Here is a 20,711-nt window from a genome sequence, read left to right as displayed (position 1 = left end):
CGAGGGCGCCCGCCGGTACCCTCCACCTCGTGCCGAACTCGACCCCCACCTCCTGGGTGCTCTCCCTGTCCTGCCCCGACCAGCCGGGCATCGTCGCCGCGGTCGCCGGCCTGCTGGCGGAGCACGGGGGGAACATCACCGAGTCGCAGCAGTTCGGCGACCCCCTGTCGGGCCTGTTCTTCATGCGCGTCGAGGTCGCGTCGCACGCGTCGCGGGAGGAGCTCGAGTCCGCCCTGACGGCGCTCGCCCCGCGGTTCGGCCTGGACTGGTCGCTGGACGTCGCCGGCCGGAAGATGCGCACGCTCCTGCTCGGGTCGACCGCCGCGCACTGCGTCAACGACCTGGCGTTCCGGCAGCGGTCGGAGAACCTGCCGATCGACATCGTCGGGCTGGTGTCCAACCACACCGCCCTGGCGGACCTGGCCCGGTTCTACGACATCGACTTCCACCACGTGCCGGTCACGAAGGACACGAAGGCGGCGGCGGAGGCCCGGCTCCTGGAGCTGGTCGACGAGCTCGACGTCGAGCTGGTCGTGCTCGCCCGCTACATGCAGATCCTGTCCGACGACCTGTGCCGGGCGCTGGCGGGGCGGATCATCAACATCCACCACTCGTTCCTGCCGTCGTTCAAGGGCGCCCGCCCCTACGCGCAGGCCCACGACCGCGGCGTGAAGCTGATCGGCGCCACCGCGCACTACGTGACGGGCGACCTCGACGAGGGCCCGATCATCGAGCAGGACGTCGAGCGCGTCGACCACAGCCGCGGCGTGAACGACCTGGTCGCCCTCGGCCAGGACGTCGAGCGGCGGGCCCTGGCGCGAGCGGTGCGCTGGCACGCCGAGCACCGGGTGCTCCTGGACGGGCACCGCACCATCGTCTTCCGCTGACCGGTCCGGCGCCCGGCCTCAGAGCGACGCGGGGCGGGTCGGCCGGGGCAGCCGGCCGGCCGGCGTGATGCCGGTGATCGCGGCGATCAGGTCCTCGTAGGACGCGTGCTGCGCGTCGAAGTCGCCGTTGATCCGGCCGAGCCGGAGCACGACGATGCGGTCGGCGACCGCCTGCACGTCGACCATCGAGTGGCTGATCATCACGACGCCGAGGCCGCTCTCCCGCAGGCGCTCGACCATGTTGAGCACCTCGGCGGTCTGCGAGATGCCGAGCGACGCCAGCGGCTCGTCCAGGACGACCACGCGGGGGTTCCCGACGAGGGTGCGGGCCACGGCGACGGCCTGCCGCTGCCCGCCGGACAGCGCGCGCACGGGGGCGCGCACGGAGGGCACCCGGGCGGCGAGCCGGCTCAGCACCTCCCACGCGCGGCGCTCCATCAGGCGCTCGTCCAGCATCCCGGCGCGGCGGAGCTCCTGGCCGAGGAAGAGGTTCTGCACCACGTCGAGGTTCTCGCACAGGGCGAGGTCCTGGAACACCGCGGCGATCCCGAGCTCCCGGGCCGCGCGCGTGGACGGCAGGGCGACGGGGGTCCCGTCGACCTCGATGTGCCCCGAGTCGGGGGCGAGCGCGCCGGACATCACGCGCGCCAGCGTCGACTTGCCGGCGCCGATGTCGCCGACGATCGCGACGACCTCGTGGGGGTGGATGTCGAGGTCGACGTCGACCAGCGCGCGCACGGCGCCGTAGTTGCGGGAGACGCCCCGCACCGACAGGACCGGCTGCTTCACCTGGCCTCCTCCGCTGCGTCCCTGCCGCGTGCCCTGCTGCACCCGTGGTTCATCCTGCCACCGCCATCGACTGCGCAATACCGGCGTGGTCCAGCGCCAGGGCCAGAGCCCCCCGGACCTCCGCGGCGGTGCCGAGCTCGGAGACGACCACCTCGACCGGCCCGGCGGTGCTCGGCAGGGTGCGCTGCGCGAGGACGTTCCTGAAGGTGTCCAGCAGGATCGGGCCGGCTTCCGCGAGCCGCCCGCCGACCACCACGAGCTCGGGGTCGAAGAGGTTGCACGTGTTCGCGGCGGCCACGGCGAGCGAGCGCCCGGCGTCAGAGATCACCCGGCGGCACCCCGGGTCGCCCTCCTGCGCGCGGCTGATCACGTCGGGGAGGGTGAGGTGCCCGTGGCTCGCCTCGAGCATGGCGAGCAGCGCGGGCGCACCGATGAACGCCTCGAGGCACCCGCGGTTCCCGCACCGGCAGATCGGGCCGTTGTCGTCGATGGTGATGTGCCCGAACTCCCCCGCCGCGCCCGTCCGGCCGTGGAACACGCGCCCGTCGGCGATCAGGCCGCTGCCCACGCCGTGCGACACCCGCAGGTACAGGACGTGCCGGCGACCGCGGGCGGCACCCAGCCGCAGCTCGGCGAGCGCCCCGAGGTTGGAGTCGTTGTCGACCTGCACGGGCACGCCGAGCCGGCGCTCCAGTACCTCCGGCACCGACACCCCGTCCCAGCCGCGCAGCACGCCCACGGACACGATGCGGCCCGACACCGGGTCGACGGGCGCGGGGACGCCGACCCCGACGGCCAGCACCTCGGACATCGACGCCTCGACGGAGTCCACCAGCTCGGTGAGCAGGAGCGACGCCCGTTCGAGCCCCGCGTCGGCGCGGTGGTCGGGCGGCAGCGGCATGCGCTGGTCGGCGACGATCCGGTGCGCGACGTCCGCGACGGTGACGCGCAGCGACCGGGAGCCGAAGTGGATGCCGCCGACGAGGCCGAGGTTCCGCGCGAGGGTCACCTGCTGCGCGCGGCGGCCGCTGCGGGAGGTGGGCGACGTGTGCAGCACGCCGGCGCCCGTGAGCTCCTTGACGATGTTCGACACGGTGGCGGGTGACAGCCCCGTGAGGCCGGCCAGCTCGACCTGCGTGAGGGAGCCACGCTGCTGGACGGCACTCACGATCCGGGCCCGGTTGGCTTCACGGAGTGAAGATTGCGAGCCCGGAGTCACCCGGTCAGTGCCCACGTCCCCGAGGATACAGCCGCGAACACCTAGCACGGGACGCGGACGGCGCCACTCAGCGATGCGTTCACTGCTCGACGGCAACCCCTGTCCGCGACCGCGCCGGGGACGACGACGGCCGCCGCCCGCGGGATGCGTGGGCGGCGGCCGTCGGGGGCGTCAGCCGAGGCGCGCGGCCAGGTTCTCGTCCAGCGCGGCGAGGAAGTCCTCGGTCGTCAGCCACTGCTGCTCCGGGCCGACCAGGAGCGCGAGGTCCTTGGTCATCTTGCCGCTCTCGACGGTCTTCACCACGACGTCCTCGAGGGTCTCCGCGAACTGCGTGACCTCCGGGGTGCCGTCCAGCTTGCCGCGGTGCTTGAGGCCACCGGTCCAGGCGAAGATCGACGCGATCGGGTTCGTCGACGTCGGCTTGCCCTGCTGGTGCTGGCGGTAGTGCCGGGTCACCGTGCCGTGCGCCGCCTCGGCCTCGACGGTCTGGCCGTCGGGGGTCATGAGGACCGACGTCATGAGGCCGAGCGAGCCGAAGCCCTGCGCGACGGTGTCCGACTGGACGTCGCCGTCGTAGTTCTTGCAGGCCCAGACGTAGCCGCCCTCCCACTTCATGGCGGAGGCCACCATGTCGTCGATGAGGCGGTGCTCGTAGGTCAGCCCGGCCTCGGCGAACGCGGTCGCGAACTCGGCGTCGAAGACCTCCTGGAACAGGTCCTTGAACCGGCCGTCGTAGGCCTTGAGGATCGTGTTCTTCGTGGACAGGTACACCGGGTAGCTGCGCTGCAGGCCGTACGCGAACGAGGCGCGCGCGAAGTCGCGGATCGACTCGTCGAAGTTGTACATGGCCATCGCGACGCCGCCGCCCTCGGGGTACGTCACGACCTCCTGCTGGATCGGCTCGGAGCCGTCCGCGGGGGTGAACGTCAGGGTCAGCGTGCCGGCCCCCTGGACCGTGAAGTCCGTGGCCTTGTACTGGTCGCCGTGGGCGTGGCGGCCGATGATGATCGGCTTGTTCCAGCCCGGCACCAGGCGCGGGATGTTGCTGATGATGATCGGCTCGCGGAACACCACGCCGCCGAGGATGTTGCGGATGGTCCCGTTCGGGGACCGCCACATCTTCTTGAGCCCGAACTCCTCGACCCGCGCCTCGTCCGGCGTGATCGTGGCGCACTTGACGCCGACGCCGTGCTCCTTGATCGCGTGCGCGGCGTCGACCGTCACCTGATCGTCCGTCGCGTCCCGGTTCTCGATCGACAGGTCGTAGTAGCGCAGGTCGATGTCGAGGTACGGATGGATGAGGCGGTCCTTGATGAACTGCCAGATGATCCGCGTCATCTCGTCACCGTCGAGCTCGACGACCGGTCCAACCACCTTGATCTTCGCCATGCGGCCAGATTACTTGACGTCGAGAGACTTCGCGGGCCGCCGGCCCGTCCCGGGGCGTCCAGGCACGGCACAGCGAACCCTGGCATGCTGGACGGATGTGCCCGACCCCGGGCGGCCGACGCGCCGGGACGGGGCCGGCACCGGCGCGGACGCCCTGGACCGCGGACCGCGCCCACCACCGCACTCCCGGACGAACGGATGATCATGCCGCAGGACAAGCCCGAGCCCGACGAGGTCCCCGAGGGCACGCAGCCCGCGACCCCGGCCGCCGCGCCCGCGCCGGCCGCCGTCCCCGTCGGGTTCGGCGCCGCCAGCGGCTACGGCACCGCGTCGGCCCGCGAGGACGACGACATCGAGGTGCAGGCCGCGGTCCGCGCCACGGTCACCGGCCCGTCGCTGGTCGCCCGCGTCGGCGCCGAGCTGTTCGGCACGTTCGTCGTGCTGCTCGCGGGCCTCGGCACCGCGCTGTTCGCGTCGTTCACCGGCGCCCAGACGCTCGGCACCGCGCTGGCGTTCGGCTTCGGCACGATCGCCGCGTTCCTGGCGGTCGCGCACGTGTCGGGCGGGCACTTCAACCCGGCGATCACGCTGGGCTCCGCCCTGGCCGGCCGCACCCCGTGGACGCACGTGCTGCCCTACTGGATCGCGCAGCTCGTCGGCGGCGCGCTCGCCGCGGCGGTCCTGTTCGTGACCGTGTCGTCGTTCCCCGCGCTCGAGGGCGCCGAGCGGCAGTTCTTCAGCCAGGCCGCGAACGGCTACGACACGCACTCCCCGCTGGCCACCGCGACCAGCAGCCCCGAGGGCTTCGGCGTCATCGCCGCGCTGCTCATCGAGGGCGTGCTGACCGCCGTGCTCGTCGGCGTGTACCTGGGGGCGACCGACCGCCGCGGCGCGCGTCGCCAGGCGGCGTTCGCCGTCGGCCTGACCCTCGCCTTCGCGGTGCTCGTCGCGGGCCCCGTCACGAACGCCGCGCTGAACCCGGTCCGCGCGACCGCCACGGCGATCTTCTCGGACTCGTGGGCCTGGGGCCAGGTCTGGGTGTTCTGGGTCGCGCCGCTGGTCGGCGCCGCGCTCGCCGCGCTGCTGTACCGGGCGTTCTCCTCCGCCCCGGAGGACGACGACGTCCTGGACGAGGACCTCGAGCTCGAGGAGATCGACGTGGAGGTCCGCCCGGTCGTCTGACCGAGCACCCCGCGCGCGAGGGGCGGCGACCCGGCCGGGTCGCCGCCCCTCGGCACGTCCGGCCGGGTCAGGACCGCGCTGTCGGGGCGGGCCGCGGTCAGGACCGCGCGGTCAGGACCGCGCGGTCAGGACCGCGCGGTCAGGACGGGGGCGCGGGGACGACCTGGGACAGGACGCCGATCGCCAGGGCCAGCCCGGCCAGCGCCGCGACGTCGACCGCGCGGCTGCGGACGACGAGGGCGGCCGGGCCGCCGCGGACGACCCCACGCACCACCGCGCAGCACGCCAGGAACACGGCCAGGACGAGCGCGCCCGTCGGGGTGCCCGCGACCAGCGCGACGGCGGCCGACAGGATCACGGCGCCGACGATCACCCAGAGCGACCAGTTGCGGTCGGCCGCGAGGGACGCGCGGGCGATGGCGCGGGGTCGAGCGGCCGGCCCTCGGCGTCGTACCACTCGTCACCGGGGACGGGCGCCGGCCGGGGGCGGCCCGGCTGGGCGCCGACCTCCGGCTGGGGGGCGGGCTCCGGTGCGCTCTCGTGCGTCACGTCCACCCCTTCCCCGCTCACGGCGCGGCTGCGGGCCGCGCGACGGCTCCGAGGGTACCGCGGGCGCCTCGACGGCCCGGGACGTCCGCGGCGGCGGATACGGTGGCGGGGTGCCTGCTCCCGGTGCCCCCGCGTCCCCGTCCGTGCCGTCGTCCGTGGTCGTCGTCGGGGCCGGCCTGGCCGGGGCCCGCACCGTCCTGGAGCTGCGCGCGCAGGGGTACGCCGGCCGGGTGACCGTGCTGGGCGCCGAGGGGGTCGCGCCCTACGACCGGCCGCCGCTGTCGAAGCACCTGCTCGACCGCCCGGCCCCCGCCTGGCTCGCCGACGAGCTCGCCGCGGACGCCCTGGCGCTGGCCGACGAGGTGCACCTGGCCCGGCCGGCGACGGTGCTGGCCGTCCACGACGACGGCGTCGAGGTGCAGACGGCCGCGGGTCCGGTGCGCGGCGAGGCGGTCGTGGTCGCGACGGGCGCGTCCGCCGTGCGGCCGCCCGCCTGGGCGGCCGCGCTGACCCTGCACACCGCCGCGGACGCCGAGCGGCTCCGGGCCGGCCTCGGGTTCCACGCCGGCGCGACCCCCGCGGCCGCGGGGCGGCGGCTCGTGGTGATCGGCGCGGGCTGGGTCGGTGCGGAGGTCGCCACGGTCGCCGCAGCCGCCGGTGCCGACGTGACCGTGGTCGAGGCGCGCGACGCGCCGCTCGGCACCGCGCTGGGCCCGGTCGTCGGCGCGCTGACCGCCCCGTGGTTCGAGCGGGCGCGCGTCCGGCTGCGCACCGGGGTCGCGGTGGCGTCGGTGACCCAGGACGCGGTGACGCTCGCCGACGGGTCGGTGCTGCCCGCCGACGTGGTGCTCGCGGCCGTGGGCGCGCGGCCGGCGACCGCCTGGATCGGGGACGCGCTCCCCCGGGACCCCGACGGGTCGGTGCGGGTGGACGAGCGGCACGCCCCCGTCGGCGGCTCGTGGCGGGTGCGCGTGGTGGGCGACGCGGCCAGGCGCCGGTCGGCGCGCCACGGCTGGGTCCCCGGCGGGCACTGGGACGCCGCGCTGCGGGGCCCGGCGGTCGCCGTCGCCGGGCTGCTGGGCGGGACGCCCGCGGAGCCCGACCTCGCGCCGTACGTGTTCTCCACCCAGCTCGGGCACGAGCTGGCGCTGTACGGCCTGCCGGGCGCGGACGACGAGGTGCTGCTGCGGGGCGACCCCGCGGGCGACGCGGGCTGGACGGCGCTGTGGTTCGCGCCCGGCACCGGCACCCTCACCGCCGCGTTCGCCGTCGACCGCCCGCGGGACGTCGGGGGCGCGCGCCGGCTGTTCTCCGGGCCGGCCCTGCCGGTGCTCGACCGCGTGCGGGCCGCCGACCCCGCCGTCCCGCTGACGAAGGCCGTCGCCGGCTGACGCGGGTGCAGCCGCCGGGCGCGGCCGCCGGGCGCGGCCGCCGGGCGCGGCCGCCGGGCTCAGCCGCGTGCCACGGCCCGGAGCCGGGCGACCGACGCCAGCGCCGCCTCGCGCCACGCGTCCGCGCCCGGCTCGGTCCACAGCTCGTAGAGCTCCGAGGTGTCCGGGTCGGCGAGCGCCCGCTCGGCCTGCTCGCACAGCCACACCGTGCGCCCGGGCGTGAGGTGCGGGGCGAACGCCGCGACGACCGCGTCCTCGTCACCGTCGGGCAGCGGGGAGTGCGGCTGCCCGTGCACCGCGAGCGCCAGCTCCACCAGCGCGAGCGCCAGCTGACCGCCGTCGGCCTCCAGGTACTCGTCGTCGGCGAACGCCGCGTCGACGTCCTCGAACGTGAACTCGCCGTGCCGGATGTCCGCCAGCAGGTCGCCCGCCCCGTCGTTCTCGAACGGCGCCGATCCCCAGGTCCCCATGCGCGCCGACCCTAGCGCGCCGCCCGGGGGGACGCCCGGGCGGCGCGGTGAGGCGCCGGGGCGGTCAGGCGCGGCGGATCCGGAGCGTCACCAGCTGGAACGGCCGGACGTCCAGCGCCGCCCCCCGCCCGGGACGTCGCCGCCCCCGACCACCGCCCGCGCGGTGACCTCCCGCTCCAGCAGGTCGACCTCGGCGACCCCCGCGGCGTCGAACCCGGGCGTGACGACGGCCCGCGCCCGGGTGCCGTGCGCCTCGTACAGCCGGACGACCACGTCGCCCGAGCCGTCGTCGGCGAGCTTGACCGCCTCGACGACGACCCCCGGCCCGGACACCGTGACCAGCGGCTCGACCCCCCGGCCGCCGCGGACCTCCCGCACGGGCAGGTTCGCGCGGTAGCCGTCGACCACGGCCTCGGGGATGCCGGCGCCGACGTGCAGCACGGTGCGGAACCGGTGCAAGCCCTGGTCGGCCTCGGGGTCGGGGAACAGCGGCGCGCGCAGCAGCGACTGCCGCACGACGGTCGCGGTGGCGCCGTCGTCGGAGACGGTCCGCGTGACGTCGTGCCCGTACGTCGCGTCGTTCGCCACCGAGACGCCGTAGCCGGGCTCGCCGACGTGCAGCCAGCGGTGCGCGCAGATCTCGTACCGCGCGACGTCCCACGAGGTGTTGGTGTGGGTGGGGCGGTGCACGTGACCGAACTGCGTCTCGGCGGCGGACCGGTCGGCGTGCACGTCGAGCGGGAAGGCGAGCTTGAGCAGCCGCTGCCGCTCGTGCCAGTCGACCTCGGTGTCGATCTCGACGACGCGGGTCCCGGGGCGGAACGTCAGGTCCTGCACGATCGTCGACTCCCCGACCGTCCGGGAGGTCCGGACGACCGCGAGGTCCGGCTTCTCGGCGACGACCTCCAGCGAGTCGGCGTCGAGCAGGTCCTGCACCGTGCGGCGGTACTCCGCGTCGATGTCCCAGGCGTCCCACTGCCGCGGCACGTCGCGGTGCAGCTGCAGCAGGTTCGCGACCGTCCCGGGCGCCACGACCTCGCGGTCGGCGGCGAGGTCCCGCACGGAGGCGAGCTGGCCGCCGGGCGTCAGCCGCACGTCGAGCAGGTCGGTGCGGACCCGCAGCCCGTCCCCCTCGCGCAGCACCTCGACGGTGCCGCCGACCGCCCCGGCGGCGTCCGACGCCAGGACCCCGCCCAGCGCCGGCACCCCGTCGCGGTCGTGCGGGGCCGCGTTCAGGCGGACCGTCGCGTCGCCCTCGCCCACCAGGGCCCCGAGCGCCGCCGCGATCACGGCCTCGGCGCGGTGCTCGACGTCGGCGTACGCCTCCTCCGCCTGCCGGTAGACCCACCCGATCGACGAGCCCGGGAGGATGTCGTGGAACTGGTGCAGCAGCACCACGCGCCACAGCGCGCGCAGCTCGTCGGCCGGGTACGCCGCGCCGGTGCGGACCGCCGCGGTCGCCGCCCACAGCTCCGCCTCGCGCAGCAGGTGCTCGCTGCGCCGGTTGCCGCGCTTGGTCCGGGCCTGCGAGGTGTAGGTGCCGCGGTGGTACTCGAGGTACATCTCCCCGGACCACACCGCGGGGCTGCCCGGGCCCGCCGCGGCCAGCTCCTCCTCCGCGCGCTCGAAGAACGTGTTCGGCGACCCGATCTCGACCTCCGGCAGGCCGGCCAGCGACCGGGAGCGGTCCGCCGCGGCGAGCATCTCCCGCGTCGGGCCGCCGCCGCCGTCGCCCCAGCCGAACGGCACGAGCGAGGTGCTCGCGACGTCCTTGTCGCGGAAGTTCCGCTCCGCGTGCGCGAGCTCCCGCGGGGAGAGGTTCGAGTTGTAGGTGTCGACGGGCGGGAAGTGCGCGAGCACCCGGGACCCGTCGATGCCCTCCCAGCGGAACGTGTGGTGCGGCATCGCGTTCGTGTCGTTCCAGGAGAGCTTCTGCGACAGGAACCACCGCGAGCCCGCCGCGCGCACGATCTGCGGCAGCGCCCCGGTGTAGCCGAACGAGTCGGGCAGCCAGACGTCCTGCGTCTCGACGCCGAACTCGTCCAGGAAGTAGCGCTTGCCCTCGACCATCTGCCGCGCCAGCGCCTCGCCGCCGGGCATGTTGGTGTCCGACTCGACCCACATGCCGCCCACGGGGACGAACTGCCCGGCGGCGACCTTCTCCCGGATCCGCTCGAACAGCTCGGGGTGCCGCTCGGCGACCCACGCGTACTGCTGCGCGGACGAGCACGCGAACACGAAGTCCTCGCGCTCGTCCATCAGGGACACGACGCTGGCGAACGTCCGCGAGCACTTGCGCACCGTCTCCCGCGCCGGCCACAGCCACGCCGAGTCGATGTGCGCGTGCCCGGTCGCGAGCACCCGGTGCCCGCCCGCGGCGGCCGGGACGTCCAGCACCGGGCGCAGGACGGCCCGGCCCTGGGAGGCCGTGCCCGCGACGTCCCGCGGGTCGACGGCGTCGACGACCAGGTCGAGCGCCCGCAGCGCCCGGGCGTACCGGGTGGAGCCGGGGTCGGTGACCTCGACCAGCCCCTGCACGACGAGCAGGTCCTGCCAGAGCTCCCACACCTCGACGTCCCGCAGCACGACCTCCGCCGACCGCAGCGCGTACAGCGGGTCCGTCCCCGCGGTCAGCGGGTCGCCCAGCGGCGTCGGCCCGTACCAGGTGCTGCTGCCGACGTCGGGGTTGCCCGCGGCCTCGACGAAGACGTCCACCGTCGCCTCGGCCCACGGCACCGCCTGGTTCAGCGGGGACAGCCCCTTCACCGCGACGCCGTCGGGCCGCAGCACCAGCCCCTCCGCCTGGAACCCGGGCTGGGTGGTGGTGAACCCGAGGTCGATCGCGAGCTCCACGGCGTGCCGGCCCGCGCGCACGGCGTCGGACGCCAGCCAGCCGTCGGGCACGTCACCGGTCATCCGGAACCACGTGGTGCTCACGGCGCGCCCACGGCGTCCCGGGCGGCGCCGGCGCGTACTCCTGCGCGACGGCCTCGCCGAACAGCACCGGCTCCCCGGCGCCGTCCACGCGGTCACGGTCAGCGGCGCGCGGCCGGCGACCAGGGCGGGGTCAGGCGCTCGTGCAGGAACCGCTGCACGCGCTGCAGGACACGGGCGGCGTCGACGTCGACGGGCATGGATCACCTTCCGGGGTGGCGGGGGTCGTGGCGTGCGAAGGGGCGGAGGGCGGGGCCGGGGGCTGGCGTCAGCCCTTGACCGCCCCGGACATGGCGAACGAGCCCCGGAGAACCGCTGCACCAGCAGGTACAGCACGAGCACGGGGACGGAGTAGAGCAGGGAGAAGGCCGCGAGCCGGCCGTACGCGACCGTGCCGTAGGTGCCGAAGAAGCTGTAGATCGCGACGGCGGCCGGCTGGTTGACCGGCGAGAACAGCAGGACGAACGGGACGAAGAAGTTCCCCCAGGCCTGCGTGAACACGAAGATGAACACCACCGCGATGCCCTGGCGCATCAGCGGGACCACGATCCGGCGCAGGGCGGTCATCGAGCCGGCGCCGTCGACCCACGCGGCCTCCTCCAGGGACACCGGCACGGAGTCCATGAAGTTCTTGGTCATCCAGATCGCCATCGGCAGGGACGTCGCGGCGAGGAAGAACACCGTGCCGGGCACCGAGTCGAGCAGGCCCAGGTTCACGAACAGCGCGTAGACCGGGACCATCATCGCGGTGATCGGCAGGCAGGTGCCGAACAGGATGAGGTAGAGGAACGACTTGCGGAACCGCATCTGGTAGCGGGACAGCGGGTACGCCGCCAGCACCGACGCGATCACGGTGAGCACCGCGGTGCCGCCCGAGATCACGGTGGAGTTCCACAGCGGCCGGAACGTCTGGTCCCACGTGAGGATCTCGGTGAAGTTGTCGGCCGTCACGCTCTCGGGGAGCTTGACCGACACGGTGGCCGCGGGGTCCAGCGACGCGAGCACGATCCACGCCAGCGGGACGAGGAACGCGACGCCGACGAGGACGAGGGCGAGGTTCACGAGCGCCCGGCCGGTCCGCCGGCGCGGGGAGGCCACGGACGGGACGCGCCGCGCGCGCCGGGGCCCGGCGGCCGCCGTGGCGGTGGGGGCGGTGAGCGCGGTCATCAGTCGACCTCCGGCTTGAGCACGCGGATGTACACGATCGAGAACACCGCGCCGACCAGCAGGGTCACCGTGGCGATGGCGGTGCCGTAGCCGACCTGGGCGAACTTGAACGCCTCCTGGTAGGCCAGCACCGGCAGGGTCGAGGAGTCGGTGCCCGGGCCGCCGCCGGTCATCACCCAGATCAGGGTGAACACGGCGAGGGTCTGCAGCGTGGTGAGCATGAGGTTGGTGGAGATGGACCGCCGGATCATCGGCACGGTGATCCGGAAGAACCGCTGCGGCCCGGTGGCCCCGTCGATCGCGGCGGCCTCGGTGATCTCGGGCGGCACCTCGGACAGCGCCGCGCCGTAGACCATCATCGAGAAGGCGGTGCCGCGCCAGATGTTGGCCAGGATGACCGCCAGCATCGGGACCGAGATCAGCCACGTCGGCCCCTCGAGCCCGAACCAGCCGAGCACGTTGTTCAGCGTCCCGTCGGTCGAGAAGAACGCGTAGAGGGCGAACGCGGCGACGATCTCCGGCAGCACCCACGCCACCACGACGATCGCGGACGCCACGGCCCGCACCGGCTTCGCGGCGGCCCGCAGCAGCAGGGCCAGCGCCATGCCGAGCACGTTCTGCCCGATGACCGCGGACGCCCCGACGAACACCACCGTGAGGACGACGGCCTTCCAGAACCCGTCGTCGCCCAGCAGGGCCGTGTAGTTGTCGAGCCCGATGAACTGCGGGCTCGCGGCCTTGTAGCCGGTCAGCGCCTGGTTGGTGAGCGAGCCGTAGAACGACCACAGCACCGGCCCGGCGAGGAACACGAGCATCAGGACGACCGCGGGCAGCAGCGGCAGGAGCCGCAGCGCGGTCCGGCCGGGCCGGCGGCGGGTCCGGGACTGCCCCGGGCCCGCCGCCGTCCCGGCGATCGTGGCGGACGTCATCAGCCCGCGGCCTGCGTCGCGTCCTCGCCGACGATGGAGACGAGCCCCTCGTCGTACGCGGCCGCTGCCTCCTCCGGCGTGGCCTGCCCGGTCGCCACGGACTCCGCCGCGACCTGGATGTTGGAGGAGATCTGCGAGTAGTCCGGGGTGGCCGGGCGGAAGTGCGTGTACTCGACCAGGGAGCTGAAGAACTCGAACGACGGGTTGTAGCCCAGGTACTCCGGGTCCTCCGCCACGTCGGCGCGGACGGCGATCTGGCTGTTCTCCGTGTCGTACTTGAGCGAGTTCTCCCGGTTCAGGGCCACCGAGATGAAGTCGAACGCCGCCTGCGGGTCGCCGGCGTGCGCGCCGACCGCCAGCGTCCAGCCGCCGGACATCGAGGTGAAGCCGGGCTCCTGCCCGTCCTGGGTCGGCATCGCGGCCATGCCCATGGTCTGCTCCCACTCGGGCCAGGCGTTGTCGCCGGTGATCCAGCCGCCGGGCAGCCACGAGCCGTCGACCGCCATGGCGAGCTTGCCCTGCGGCAGCAGCTCGGTGGCGACGCGCGCACCGACCGACGAGTCGAGCGCGATGTCGAGCGACGGGGCCAGGCCCTCGGAGTAGATGGTCTCCAGGAAGCCGAGGGAGTCGACGAAGCCCTGGGAGCCGGTGAGCCACTTCTGGCTGTCGGCGTCGTAGAGCTCGTCCTCGGTGCCGTACATCAGCATCTCGAAGCCCTGCATCGTGGTGGCCTCGCCGGCCGCCTTGCCCGAGTAGACGTTGATCGGCGTGACGTCGGGCAGCTTCTCCTTGATGGTGCGGGCAGCGGTGAGGACGTCGTCCCAGGTCTCGGGCTGCCAGTCGGTGGGCAGGCCGGCCTGGGCGAACAGGTCCTTGTTGAAGTAGATGCCGCGGGTGTCCGTGCCCATGGAGACGCCGTAGACCTTGCCGTCGTCGCCGAGGCCGGCCTCCCGCGCGGTGTCGGGGAACTGCTCCCAGTCCTCCCACGCCTCGACGTACTCGTCGATCGGCTGCAGGTAGCCCGCCGCCGCGTCGGAGCGGATCTGGAACGTGTCCTCGTAGATGACGTCGGGCGCGGTGTCGGCGGACCCGTTCATCAGGGCGAGCTTGGTGAAGTACTGGTCCTGCTCCGCCTCGATCGCGACGAGGTCGACCGTCATGCCCTCGTTGGCGGCCTCGTACTCGGACTTCGCCTTCTGCAGCAGGTCGTCGAGCTGCACGAACTGCGCGGTCTTCTGGTAGGCGACCGTGATGGTGGTGTCGTCGCCTCCGCCGCCCTCGTCGCCCCCGCTGCTGCACGCGGCGAGCGCGAGGACGAGGACACCGGTCGTGGCGATGGGGATCTGCAGACGCATGGATGCTCCTTTGCTCCACGTGCACCGTCCGGGCGGCGCTGCCGCGGACGGGATAACTACATCGACTCGATGAATTGCTGTCAAGAGATCCGGCCCACCCGTGACGGAACCGTGACGAATCCGGACGAACCGCCGCCCCCGTCGCAGCATGTCAAAGATGTTTGACATCAGGGTGGCCCGGACCTACCGTCATGTCAAACATCTTTGACATCAGGAGGCAGCATGTCGTTCCGGGAGAAGAACACCTGGGCGTACCTCGTCATCGCGGTGCTCGGCTACGCGACCTACCTCGCGGTCGTCCTGTCCCGGCTCGACGGCGGCGCCCCCACCGACGTGGCGTACGTCGGCCCCCTGCTCGCGAGCGTCGGCGGCGCGGTCCTGGCCGGCATCGTCGCCGGGATGGTCCTCGGCGCCGCGGCCCGCGGAGAGCGCGCCTCGCAGGACGAGCGGGAGCGGCAGATCGACCGGCTCGGCGAGCACGTGGGGCAGGGCTTCCTCGTCCTCGGCGGGGTCGGCGGGCTGGCCCTCGCGCTGGCGGACGCGGACACCTTCTGGATCGCGAACGTGCTCTACCTCGGCTTCGTGCTGTCCGCGGTGCTGTCCGCGACCGCCCGGCTGGTCGCGTTCCGGCGGGGGTTCGGGTCGTGGTGAGGCCGACGTCGGTCACGAACGCGATCCGCGCGCTGCGCGCCGAGCGCGGGCTGACGCAGGCGCAGCTCGCGGAGGTCCTCGGCGTCACGCGGCAGACCGTCATCGCCGTCGAGCAGGGGCGGTACTCCCCCTCCCTCGAGCTGGCGTTCCAGATCGCGCGCGCCCTCGGGCGGCCGATCGACCAGGTGTTCTTCTACGAGCCGGACGGAGGTGCGTCATGAGGGCTGTGGTGCGGGAGCGGTACGGGGACTCGTCGGTGCTCCGGGTGGTCGACCGGGAGCTGCCGGCTCCGACGGCGGACGGCGTCCTGGTCCGGGTGGCCACCGCCGGGGTGAACATGGGCGACTGGCACCTGATGACGGGGCTGCCCTCCGTGGCGCGGCTGGCGCTCGGCGTGGGCGGGCCGCGGCGGCCGGGGCTCGGCATGGACCTGGCCGGCACCGTCGAGGCCGTCGGCCCGGAGGTCACGGGCCTGCGCGTCGGCGACCGGGTGGTCGGCTGCGGCGACGGGGCGTTCGCCGAGGTCGCGGCGTCGCGGGAGCGCCGGCTCGCCGTGCTCCCGGCGGGCGTCCCGTTCGAGGTGGCGGCCGCCGTGCCCACCGCGGGGACCACCGCGCTGCACGCGCTGCGCGGCGGCCGGGTGGCGGCGGGCTCCCGGGTGCTCGTGCTCGGCGCCGGCGGCGGGGTCGGCTCGCTCGCCGTGCAGCTCGCGGCGCGGGCCGGGGCGCACGTGACCGCCGCGGCGTCGCGGGGGAAGCTGGACGCCGTCCGGGATCTCGGCAGCGCCACGGTGGTCGACCGCGCCGACACCGCCGCCCTCGGCACCGGCTACGACGCCGTGCTCGTCACCGGCGGGCTCACGCCCCTGCGCGACCTGCGGCGGCTGCTGGCGCCGCGCGGGGCGCTGGTGCTCGTCGGCTCCGAGGGCGGCGGCACCGTCGTGGGCGGCGGTCTCGCGCGGCAGGCCCGGGCCGCGCTGCTCGACCCCCTGGTGCGGCACCGCCTGCGCAGCGTCGTGTCGCGGGAGAACCCCGCGGACCTCGCGACGCTCCGGAACGCGCTCGCGGACGGCAGCCTGGTCCCCGCGGTGGAGCGCAGCTACCCGCTGGACGAGGCCGGCGCCGCGATCGACCACCTGGCGGCCGGCGCCGCGCGCGGCAAGGTCGTGCTCGCGGTCAGCTGACCAGCAGCAGGTCGGACGGGCGCGGCGTGAACGCCCGGCCCAGCAGGATGCACCCCGCGCCGACGGCCGCCACCTGCGGGCCGAACGCCGAGGACGCCACCGTCACCCCGTGCCCGCCCGGCACGGGGTGCGCGGCCATCTCCGCCTCGAGCGCCGCGGCCGCGTGCGGGGCCACGCGGTCCCACAGCGGGCCGCCGACCAGCACCGCGCCCACGTCGAGCAGGTCCGTGAGCACGCCCGCCGCCATCGCGACCCGTCGCCCCGCCAGCCGCAGCACGTCGCGGGCGGCGGGGTCGCCGGCGTCGGCCGCCGCGCACAGCGCCGTCACCGCGTCGTCCACCGTCCGAGGGTCGGTGCCGTCCCCCCACGCGGGCAGCGGCACCCCGGCGGCGCGCCCCTGCTCCGCGAGCGCCTCGGCCCGCAGCACCGCACCGAGGCAGCCGCGCCGCCCGCACCAGCAGGCGGCACCCTCCGGGTCGGCGATGAGGTGCCCCGACTCCCCCGCGTTGCCCGAGACCCCGCGCACCACCTCGTCCCGCAGGACCGTCGACACCGCGACGCCGGTGCCCAGGTAGAAGAACACGAAGTCGGACGCGTGCTGCCCGTCGTGGTGCCACAGGTGCGCGCACGCCGCCGCGATCACGTCCTTGTCCAGCACCGCGAGCAGGCCCGTCCGCTCGGCCACGGCGTCCCGGAGCGGCACGTCGTGCCACCCGGGCAGGTGCGGCGGGTCCAGCACGACGCCGGCCTCCACGTCGATCGGGCCGGGCGCGGCGATGCCCACCCCCAGCACGCGGTCGCGGTCCACGCCCGCCCCGTCGATCAGCCCCTCGATCTCCGCGACCAGGCCGTCCAGCACCGCGCCCGGGTCCTCCGGCACCGGCGTGGGGCGCTGCGCCCGGGCCACCACCGCGCCGGACAGGTCCAGCAGCACGAACGTCATGGTCGCGGGGTCCAGGTGCACCCCGACGGCGTACCGGCTGAGCGGGTTGAGGCGCAGCAGCGTGCCCGGGCGCCCCGGGCCGGACCGCACGGCCTCGCCCTCCTCGACGACCAGCCCCAGGTCCAGCAGCCGGCGCGCGACGTTGGTCACGGTCTGCGCCGACAGCCCCGTGCGCCGGGCGACCTCCGCGCGCGCCAGCCCGTCGCCGGCCCGCCGGATCGCGTCGAGCACGACGGTCTGGTTGAAGTCGCCCATCCGGGGCAGGTTCGTCCCGCGACGCATGCCTGCCCTCCCCTCGACCGGCCGGCCCCGCGCGGCGGTGCGCAGGGGGCGGTGCGATGCATTATGGCCGATCGCCCGGCACGCGCGGCGAGGCCGCCGCCACCCGGGTGACTCCCGGGGGCGACGGCCTCGTGCGGGTGCTCGTCCTGCTCAGTGGGCGAAGTGCCGCGTCCCCGTCAGGTACAGCGTCACGCCCGCCGCCCGGGCCGCCGCGACGACCTCCTCGTCGCGCACGGACCCGCCGGGCTGGACGACCGCGCGCACGCCGGCGTCGAGCAGCACCTGCAGGCCGTCCGCGAACGGGAAGAACGCGTCCGAGGCCGCGACGGCGCCGCGCGCCCGCTCGGCGTCCCCGGCGTTCGCCCGCTCGACCGCGAGCCGGCAGGAGTCCACCCGGTTGACCTGCCCCATGCCCACGCCGACCGACGCGCCGCCGTCGGCGAGCAGGATCGCGTTGGACTTCACCGCGCGCACCGCCCGCCACGCGAACGCCAGGTCCGCGAGCGTCGCCTGGTCGGCGGCGTCCCCGGCCGCGAGCGTCCACGTCGCGGGGTCGTCGCCGGGGGCGTCGACGCGGTCCACCTGCTGCATGAGCAGCCCGCCGCTCACCGGGCGGATCTCGACGCCGCCGGACGGCGCGCCGTCGACGACGAGCAGCCGGATGTTCTTCTTGCGCTGCAGGACCTCCAGCGCCTCGGGCTCGTAGGCGGGGGCCACGACGACCTCGGTGAACACCTCGGCGATCTGCGCGGCCGCGGCCGCGGTGACGGTGCCGTTGGCCGCGATGACGCCGCCGAACGCGGAGACCGGGTCGCACGCGTGCGCCTTGGCGTGGGCGTCGGCGATGTCGCTGCCGACCGCGATGCCGCACGGGTTGGCGTGCTTGATGATCGCGACGGCCGGGCCCTCGTGGTCGTGCGCGGCGCGCCAGGCGGCGTCGGCGTCGACGTAGTTGTTGTAGCTCATCGCCTTGCCGTGCAGCTGCCGGGCCTGGGCCAGCCCGGCGGGGCCGTGCCCCGACGTGTAGACGGCCGCGCGCTGGTGCGGGTTCTCGCCGTAGCGCAGCACGTCCGACCGCTCCCACGTCGCGCCGACCCACGCCGGGAAGCCCGTGCTGACGCCGTCGACCTCGTCGGTGGTCGTCGCGACGTTGCCCATCCAGGACGCGACGGCGACGTCGTACGTGGCGGTGTGCACGAACGCCTGCGCGGCGAGCCGGGTGCGCTCGGCGAGCGTGAAGCCGCCGGCGCGCACGGCCTCGACCACGGCCCCGTACCCGGCGGGGTCCACCACGACCGCGACGCTGGGGTGGTTCTTCGCCGCCGCGCGGACCATGGACGGGCCGCCGATGTCGATCTGCTCGACGCACTCGTCGGGGGTCGCGCCCGAGGCGACCGTCGCGGTGAACGGGTACAGGTTGACCACGACCAGCTCGAACGGGGCGACGCCGAGCTCGTCGAGCTGGGCGAGGTGCTCCGGCCGGCGGGTGTCCGCCAGGATGCCCGCGTGCACCCGCGGGTGCAGCGTCTTCACGCGGCCGTCCAGGCACTCCGGGAAGCCGGTGAGGTCCTCGACCCGGGTCACCGGGACGCCCGCGGCGGCGATCGTGCCGGCGGTGGAGCCGGTCGACACCAGCTCCACGCCGGCCTCGTGCAGCGCGGTGGCGAGCTCGACGAGCCCGGACTTGTCGTAGACCGACAGCAGCGCCCGGCGCACGGGACGGCGGGTGGCGTCGGCGGCCGGGTCGGCGACGGTCGGGAGCGGGGCGAGGTCGTGGGACATGCGGTCCTCCGGGTCGGGCGGGCACCACGGGGGTGCCACGGTGTCAGGACCCGAGCACCCAGGCGAACGGTGCGACGGCGGGACTGCTGCGGCCGCTCCCCGGTGGTCAGTTCCACCTCGCGCCAGTCACGACCGGGGTCGAGCCTACCCGAGCCCGACGGTGACCTCCCGGCCCTCGACGCGCATCCCGTCCGCGACGATCCGCCCCACCCAGTCGACGAGCAGCTTGCGCTCGGCCACCTTGATCCGCTCGTGCAGCGTCGCCTCGTCGTCCCCGTCCAGGACGGGGACCGCGACCTGCGCGACGACCGGTCCGGTGTCCACGCCGGCGTCGACCACGTGCAGCGTGCAGCCGGTGACCTTCGCGCCGAACGCCAGCGCGTCCCGGACGGCGTGCGCGCCGGGGAACGACGGCAGCAGCGCCGGGTGCGTGTTCACCACCCGGGCGGGCCACCGGCCCAGGACGGGTGCGCCGAGGATCCGCATGAACCCGGCGGAGACGACCAGGTCCGGGCGGAACACCCCGATCGCGTCGGCCAGCGCCGCGTCCCACGCCGCCCGGTCCTCGAAGTCGCCGGGGGCGACCACGGCCGTCGGCACCCCCGCCTCCCGGGCGAGGGCGAGCCCCCCGGCGTCCGCGCGGTCGGAGACGACCCCGACCACCCGCGCCGGGTACCCGTCCTCGGCGTGGGCCGCGAGCAGGGCGGCCAGGTTGGTGCCGCCGCCGGACACCAGGACGACCAGGCGGCCGCCCGTGCGGGTGGCGGGACGGGGTGCGTCGGGGGCAGTCATGGGCGGAACCCTAACCGGCCCGCCCGCCCGTGCGGCCGCCGGGAGCGGATGCGCGAGAATGCTCGGGTGAGCAACCCGTACGCCCCGCCCGCGACGGACCGCAGCGCCGGTCCGGGCGTGGACGCGCCCGGGACCGCACCCGGCTCGGACGCCCCGGCACCGCCCGGGAGCCCGGCACGCCGCGCCGCGCCGCCGCACCCCGGGCCGCTGCCGCCGCACCCGCCCCGGCCGCACCCGCCCGGCCGCCGCACCGGCCCGGCCCGCCGCCCGACCCCGAGACCCTGGCCCGCGTGGGCCGCCTGGTGCGGCACTTCGGCGTGTGGCTGGTGGCCGGCGTCGCGGCGAGCCTGCTGCCGCTGCCCTGGCAGGCGGCGACCGTGCTGTTCCTGGTCGGCGCCGTGGTCGCCGGTGCCCGGGCCCTGCGCGCCGTGGCGGTGGCCCGGCTGCGCGGGGGCCTGCTGCCGATGCTCGTCGGCGGGCTGCTGCTGACGGGCCTGCTCCTGGCCGGGATGCTGTCGTCGCTCGTCGCGTGGGGACCCGTGACGGACCGCCAGCGGTGCCTCGAGGGCGCGCTCACCGCGTCGGCGCAGGCCACCTGCGAGCGGGACTACCGGCAGGCGGTCGAGGAGATGACGGGGCTCGCGACGGCGCCCTGAGCGTCGACGAGCCGCCGGCGCCCTGCCGTCGAGCGGTCAGCCGGCCGCGTCCCCGGGCGTCGAGGCGGTCGGCCCGGCGGAGTCGCCCGGGTGGCCCACCGGCCGGCGCCGGACCGCGCCCGACGCCCCCCCCCCGACCGCGCGCCGCGCCGGTGCTGGTC

The 20,711-nt window shown here is 75.2% G+C and carries 18 protein-coding genes, 1 pseudogene and 1 riboswitch; of the genes and pseudogenes, 7 read left to right on the top strand and 12 right to left on the bottom strand.

Going from position 1 to position 20,711, the window contains the following annotated elements:
• Positions 1 to 29 precede the first annotated feature (29 nt).
• A complete protein-coding gene (gene purU, locus QNH85_RS18695) occupies positions 30 to 887 on the top strand; it encodes a formyltetrahydrofolate deformylase (RefSeq protein WP_282948825.1) in 858 nt (285 codons plus the stop codon).
• A gap of 18 nt (positions 888 to 905) precedes the next feature.
• Here the strand turns inward: purU and QNH85_RS18690 are convergent, their stop codons facing one another.
• The 3 genes from QNH85_RS18690 to QNH85_RS18680 form a co-directional block, all read right to left on the bottom strand.
• The gene (locus QNH85_RS18690; RefSeq protein WP_282948823.1) at positions 906 to 1,676 is read right to left on the bottom strand and encodes an ATP-binding cassette domain-containing protein; all 771 of its coding nucleotides are present in this window, start codon (positions 1,674 to 1,676) and stop codon (positions 906 to 908) included.
• A gap of 49 nt (positions 1,677 to 1,725) precedes the next feature.
• Entirely contained in the window at positions 1,726 to 2,844 is a 1,119-nt protein-coding gene (locus QNH85_RS18685; RefSeq protein ID WP_282948821.1) for an ROK family transcriptional regulator, read from the bottom strand.
• Positions 2,845 to 3,066: 222 nt separating this feature from the next.
• On the bottom strand, positions 3,067 to 4,284 hold the full coding sequence (locus tag QNH85_RS18680) for an NADP-dependent isocitrate dehydrogenase (RefSeq protein ID WP_282948819.1): 1,218 nt from the start codon (positions 4,282 to 4,284) through the stop codon (positions 3,067 to 3,069).
• 204 nt (positions 4,285 to 4,488) lie between these two features.
• On the opposite strand from QNH85_RS18680, the gene QNH85_RS18675 reads away from it, so the two are divergent.
• Positions 4,489 to 5,466 carry an aquaporin gene (locus QNH85_RS18675; protein WP_282948818.1) on the top strand — a complete coding sequence of 326 codons (978 nt, stop codon included), beginning with the start codon at positions 4,489 to 4,491 and terminating at the stop codon, positions 5,464 to 5,466.
• Between the two features lie 139 nt (positions 5,467 to 5,605).
• Here QNH85_RS18675 and QNH85_RS18670 read toward each other — a convergent pair whose 3' ends face one another.
• Positions 5,606 to 5,824, bottom strand: a complete 219-nt coding sequence (locus QNH85_RS18670; protein ID WP_346016347.1) for a DUF3017 domain-containing protein — start codon at positions 5,822 to 5,824, stop codon at positions 5,606 to 5,608.
• A 301-nt stretch (positions 5,825 to 6,125) separates the two neighbouring features.
• On the opposite strand from QNH85_RS18670, the gene QNH85_RS18665 reads away from it, so the two are divergent.
• Complete coding sequence (locus QNH85_RS18665; protein WP_282948817.1) at positions 6,126 to 7,406, top strand: FAD-dependent oxidoreductase; 1,281 nt, start codon at positions 6,126 to 6,128, stop codon at positions 7,404 to 7,406.
• A 59-nt stretch (positions 7,407 to 7,465) separates the two neighbouring features.
• On the opposite strand, the gene QNH85_RS18660 is transcribed toward QNH85_RS18665, so the two are convergent.
• The 5 genes and pseudogenes from QNH85_RS18660 to QNH85_RS18640 all read right to left on the bottom strand — a co-directional run bounded on the left by QNH85_RS18660 (position 7,466) and on the right by QNH85_RS18640 (position 14,261).
• Positions 7,466 to 7,876: a DUF4259 domain-containing protein gene (locus tag QNH85_RS18660; RefSeq protein WP_282948815.1), complete on the bottom strand. Its 411-nt coding sequence runs from the start codon at positions 7,874 to 7,876 to the stop codon at positions 7,466 to 7,468.
• A gap of 87 nt (positions 7,877 to 7,963) precedes the next feature.
• Positions 7,964 to 10,909: an alpha-mannosidase gene (locus tag QNH85_RS18655; protein ID WP_487046876.1), complete on the bottom strand. Its 2,946-nt coding sequence runs from the start codon at positions 10,907 to 10,909 to the stop codon at positions 7,964 to 7,966.
• 169 nt (positions 10,910 to 11,078) lie between these two features.
• Positions 11,079 to 11,977 (bottom strand): annotated as a pseudogene (locus QNH85_RS18650) (carbohydrate ABC transporter permease).
• Entirely contained in the window at positions 11,977 to 12,906 is a 930-nt protein-coding gene (locus QNH85_RS18645) for a carbohydrate ABC transporter permease (RefSeq protein WP_282948813.1), read from the bottom strand. The pseudogene QNH85_RS18650 and the gene QNH85_RS18645 overlap by 1 nt, the downstream one beginning before the upstream one ends.
• Positions 12,906 to 14,261 carry an extracellular solute-binding protein gene (locus QNH85_RS18640; RefSeq protein ID WP_282948811.1) on the bottom strand — a complete coding sequence of 452 codons (1,356 nt, stop codon included), beginning with the start codon at positions 14,259 to 14,261 and terminating at the stop codon, positions 12,906 to 12,908. Before QNH85_RS18640 ends, QNH85_RS18645 begins: the two co-directional genes overlap by 1 nt.
• A 222-nt stretch (positions 14,262 to 14,483) precedes the next feature.
• Between QNH85_RS18640 and QNH85_RS18635 the strand changes: the two genes are divergently transcribed.
• The 3 genes from QNH85_RS18635 to QNH85_RS18625 are packed head-to-tail and all read left to right on the top strand — an operon-like array spanning position 14,484 to position 16,095.
• Positions 14,484 to 14,912 (top strand): hypothetical protein, encoded by a 429-nt coding sequence (locus tag QNH85_RS18635; protein ID WP_282948810.1) that lies wholly within the window; start codon positions 14,484 to 14,486, stop codon positions 14,910 to 14,912.
• Positions 14,906 to 15,133, top strand: coding sequence for a helix-turn-helix transcriptional regulator (locus QNH85_RS18630; protein WP_282948808.1), 228 nt, complete (start codon positions 14,906 to 14,908; stop codon positions 15,131 to 15,133). Before QNH85_RS18635 ends, QNH85_RS18630 begins: the two co-directional genes overlap by 7 nt.
• Positions 15,130 to 16,095, top strand: coding sequence for an NAD(P)-dependent alcohol dehydrogenase (locus QNH85_RS18625; RefSeq protein ID WP_282948807.1), 966 nt, complete (start codon positions 15,130 to 15,132; stop codon positions 16,093 to 16,095). The genes QNH85_RS18630 and QNH85_RS18625 overlap by 4 nt, the downstream gene beginning before the upstream one ends.
• Here QNH85_RS18625 and QNH85_RS18620 read toward each other — a convergent pair.
• From QNH85_RS18620 to purN, 3 genes are all read right to left on the bottom strand, one after another.
• A complete protein-coding gene (locus tag QNH85_RS18620; protein WP_282948806.1) occupies positions 16,088 to 17,320 on the bottom strand; it encodes an ROK family transcriptional regulator in 1,233 nt (410 codons plus the stop codon). The genes QNH85_RS18625 and QNH85_RS18620 overlap by 8 nt on opposite strands.
• Positions 17,321 to 17,470: 150 nt before the next feature.
• Complete coding sequence (purH, locus tag QNH85_RS18615; RefSeq protein ID WP_282948805.1) at positions 17,471 to 19,102, bottom strand: bifunctional phosphoribosylaminoimidazolecarboxamide formyltransferase/IMP cyclohydrolase; 1,632 nt, start codon at positions 19,100 to 19,102, stop codon at positions 17,471 to 17,473.
• 49 nt (positions 19,103 to 19,151) lie between these two features.
• Positions 19,152 to 19,242, bottom strand: a riboswitch (ZMP/ZTP riboswitch).
• A gap of 4 nt (positions 19,243 to 19,246) precedes the next feature.
• A complete protein-coding gene (gene purN / locus QNH85_RS18610) occupies positions 19,247 to 19,894 on the bottom strand; it encodes a phosphoribosylglycinamide formyltransferase (RefSeq protein ID WP_282948804.1) in 648 nt (215 codons plus the stop codon).
• Positions 19,895 to 20,184: 290 nt separating this feature from the next.
• On the opposite strand from purN, the gene QNH85_RS18605 reads away from it, so the two are divergent.
• A complete protein-coding gene (locus QNH85_RS18605; RefSeq protein ID WP_282948803.1) occupies positions 20,185 to 20,550 on the top strand; it encodes a hypothetical protein in 366 nt (121 codons plus the stop codon).
• Positions 20,551 to 20,711: the final 161 nt, after the last annotated feature.

Source organism: Cellulomonas endometrii (genome assembly GCF_949769265.1).
Taxonomy (GTDB): domain Bacteria; phylum Actinomycetota; class Actinomycetes; order Actinomycetales; family Cellulomonadaceae; genus Cellulomonas; species Cellulomonas endometrii.
This window is presented reverse-complemented; position numbering and strand designations above follow the sequence as displayed.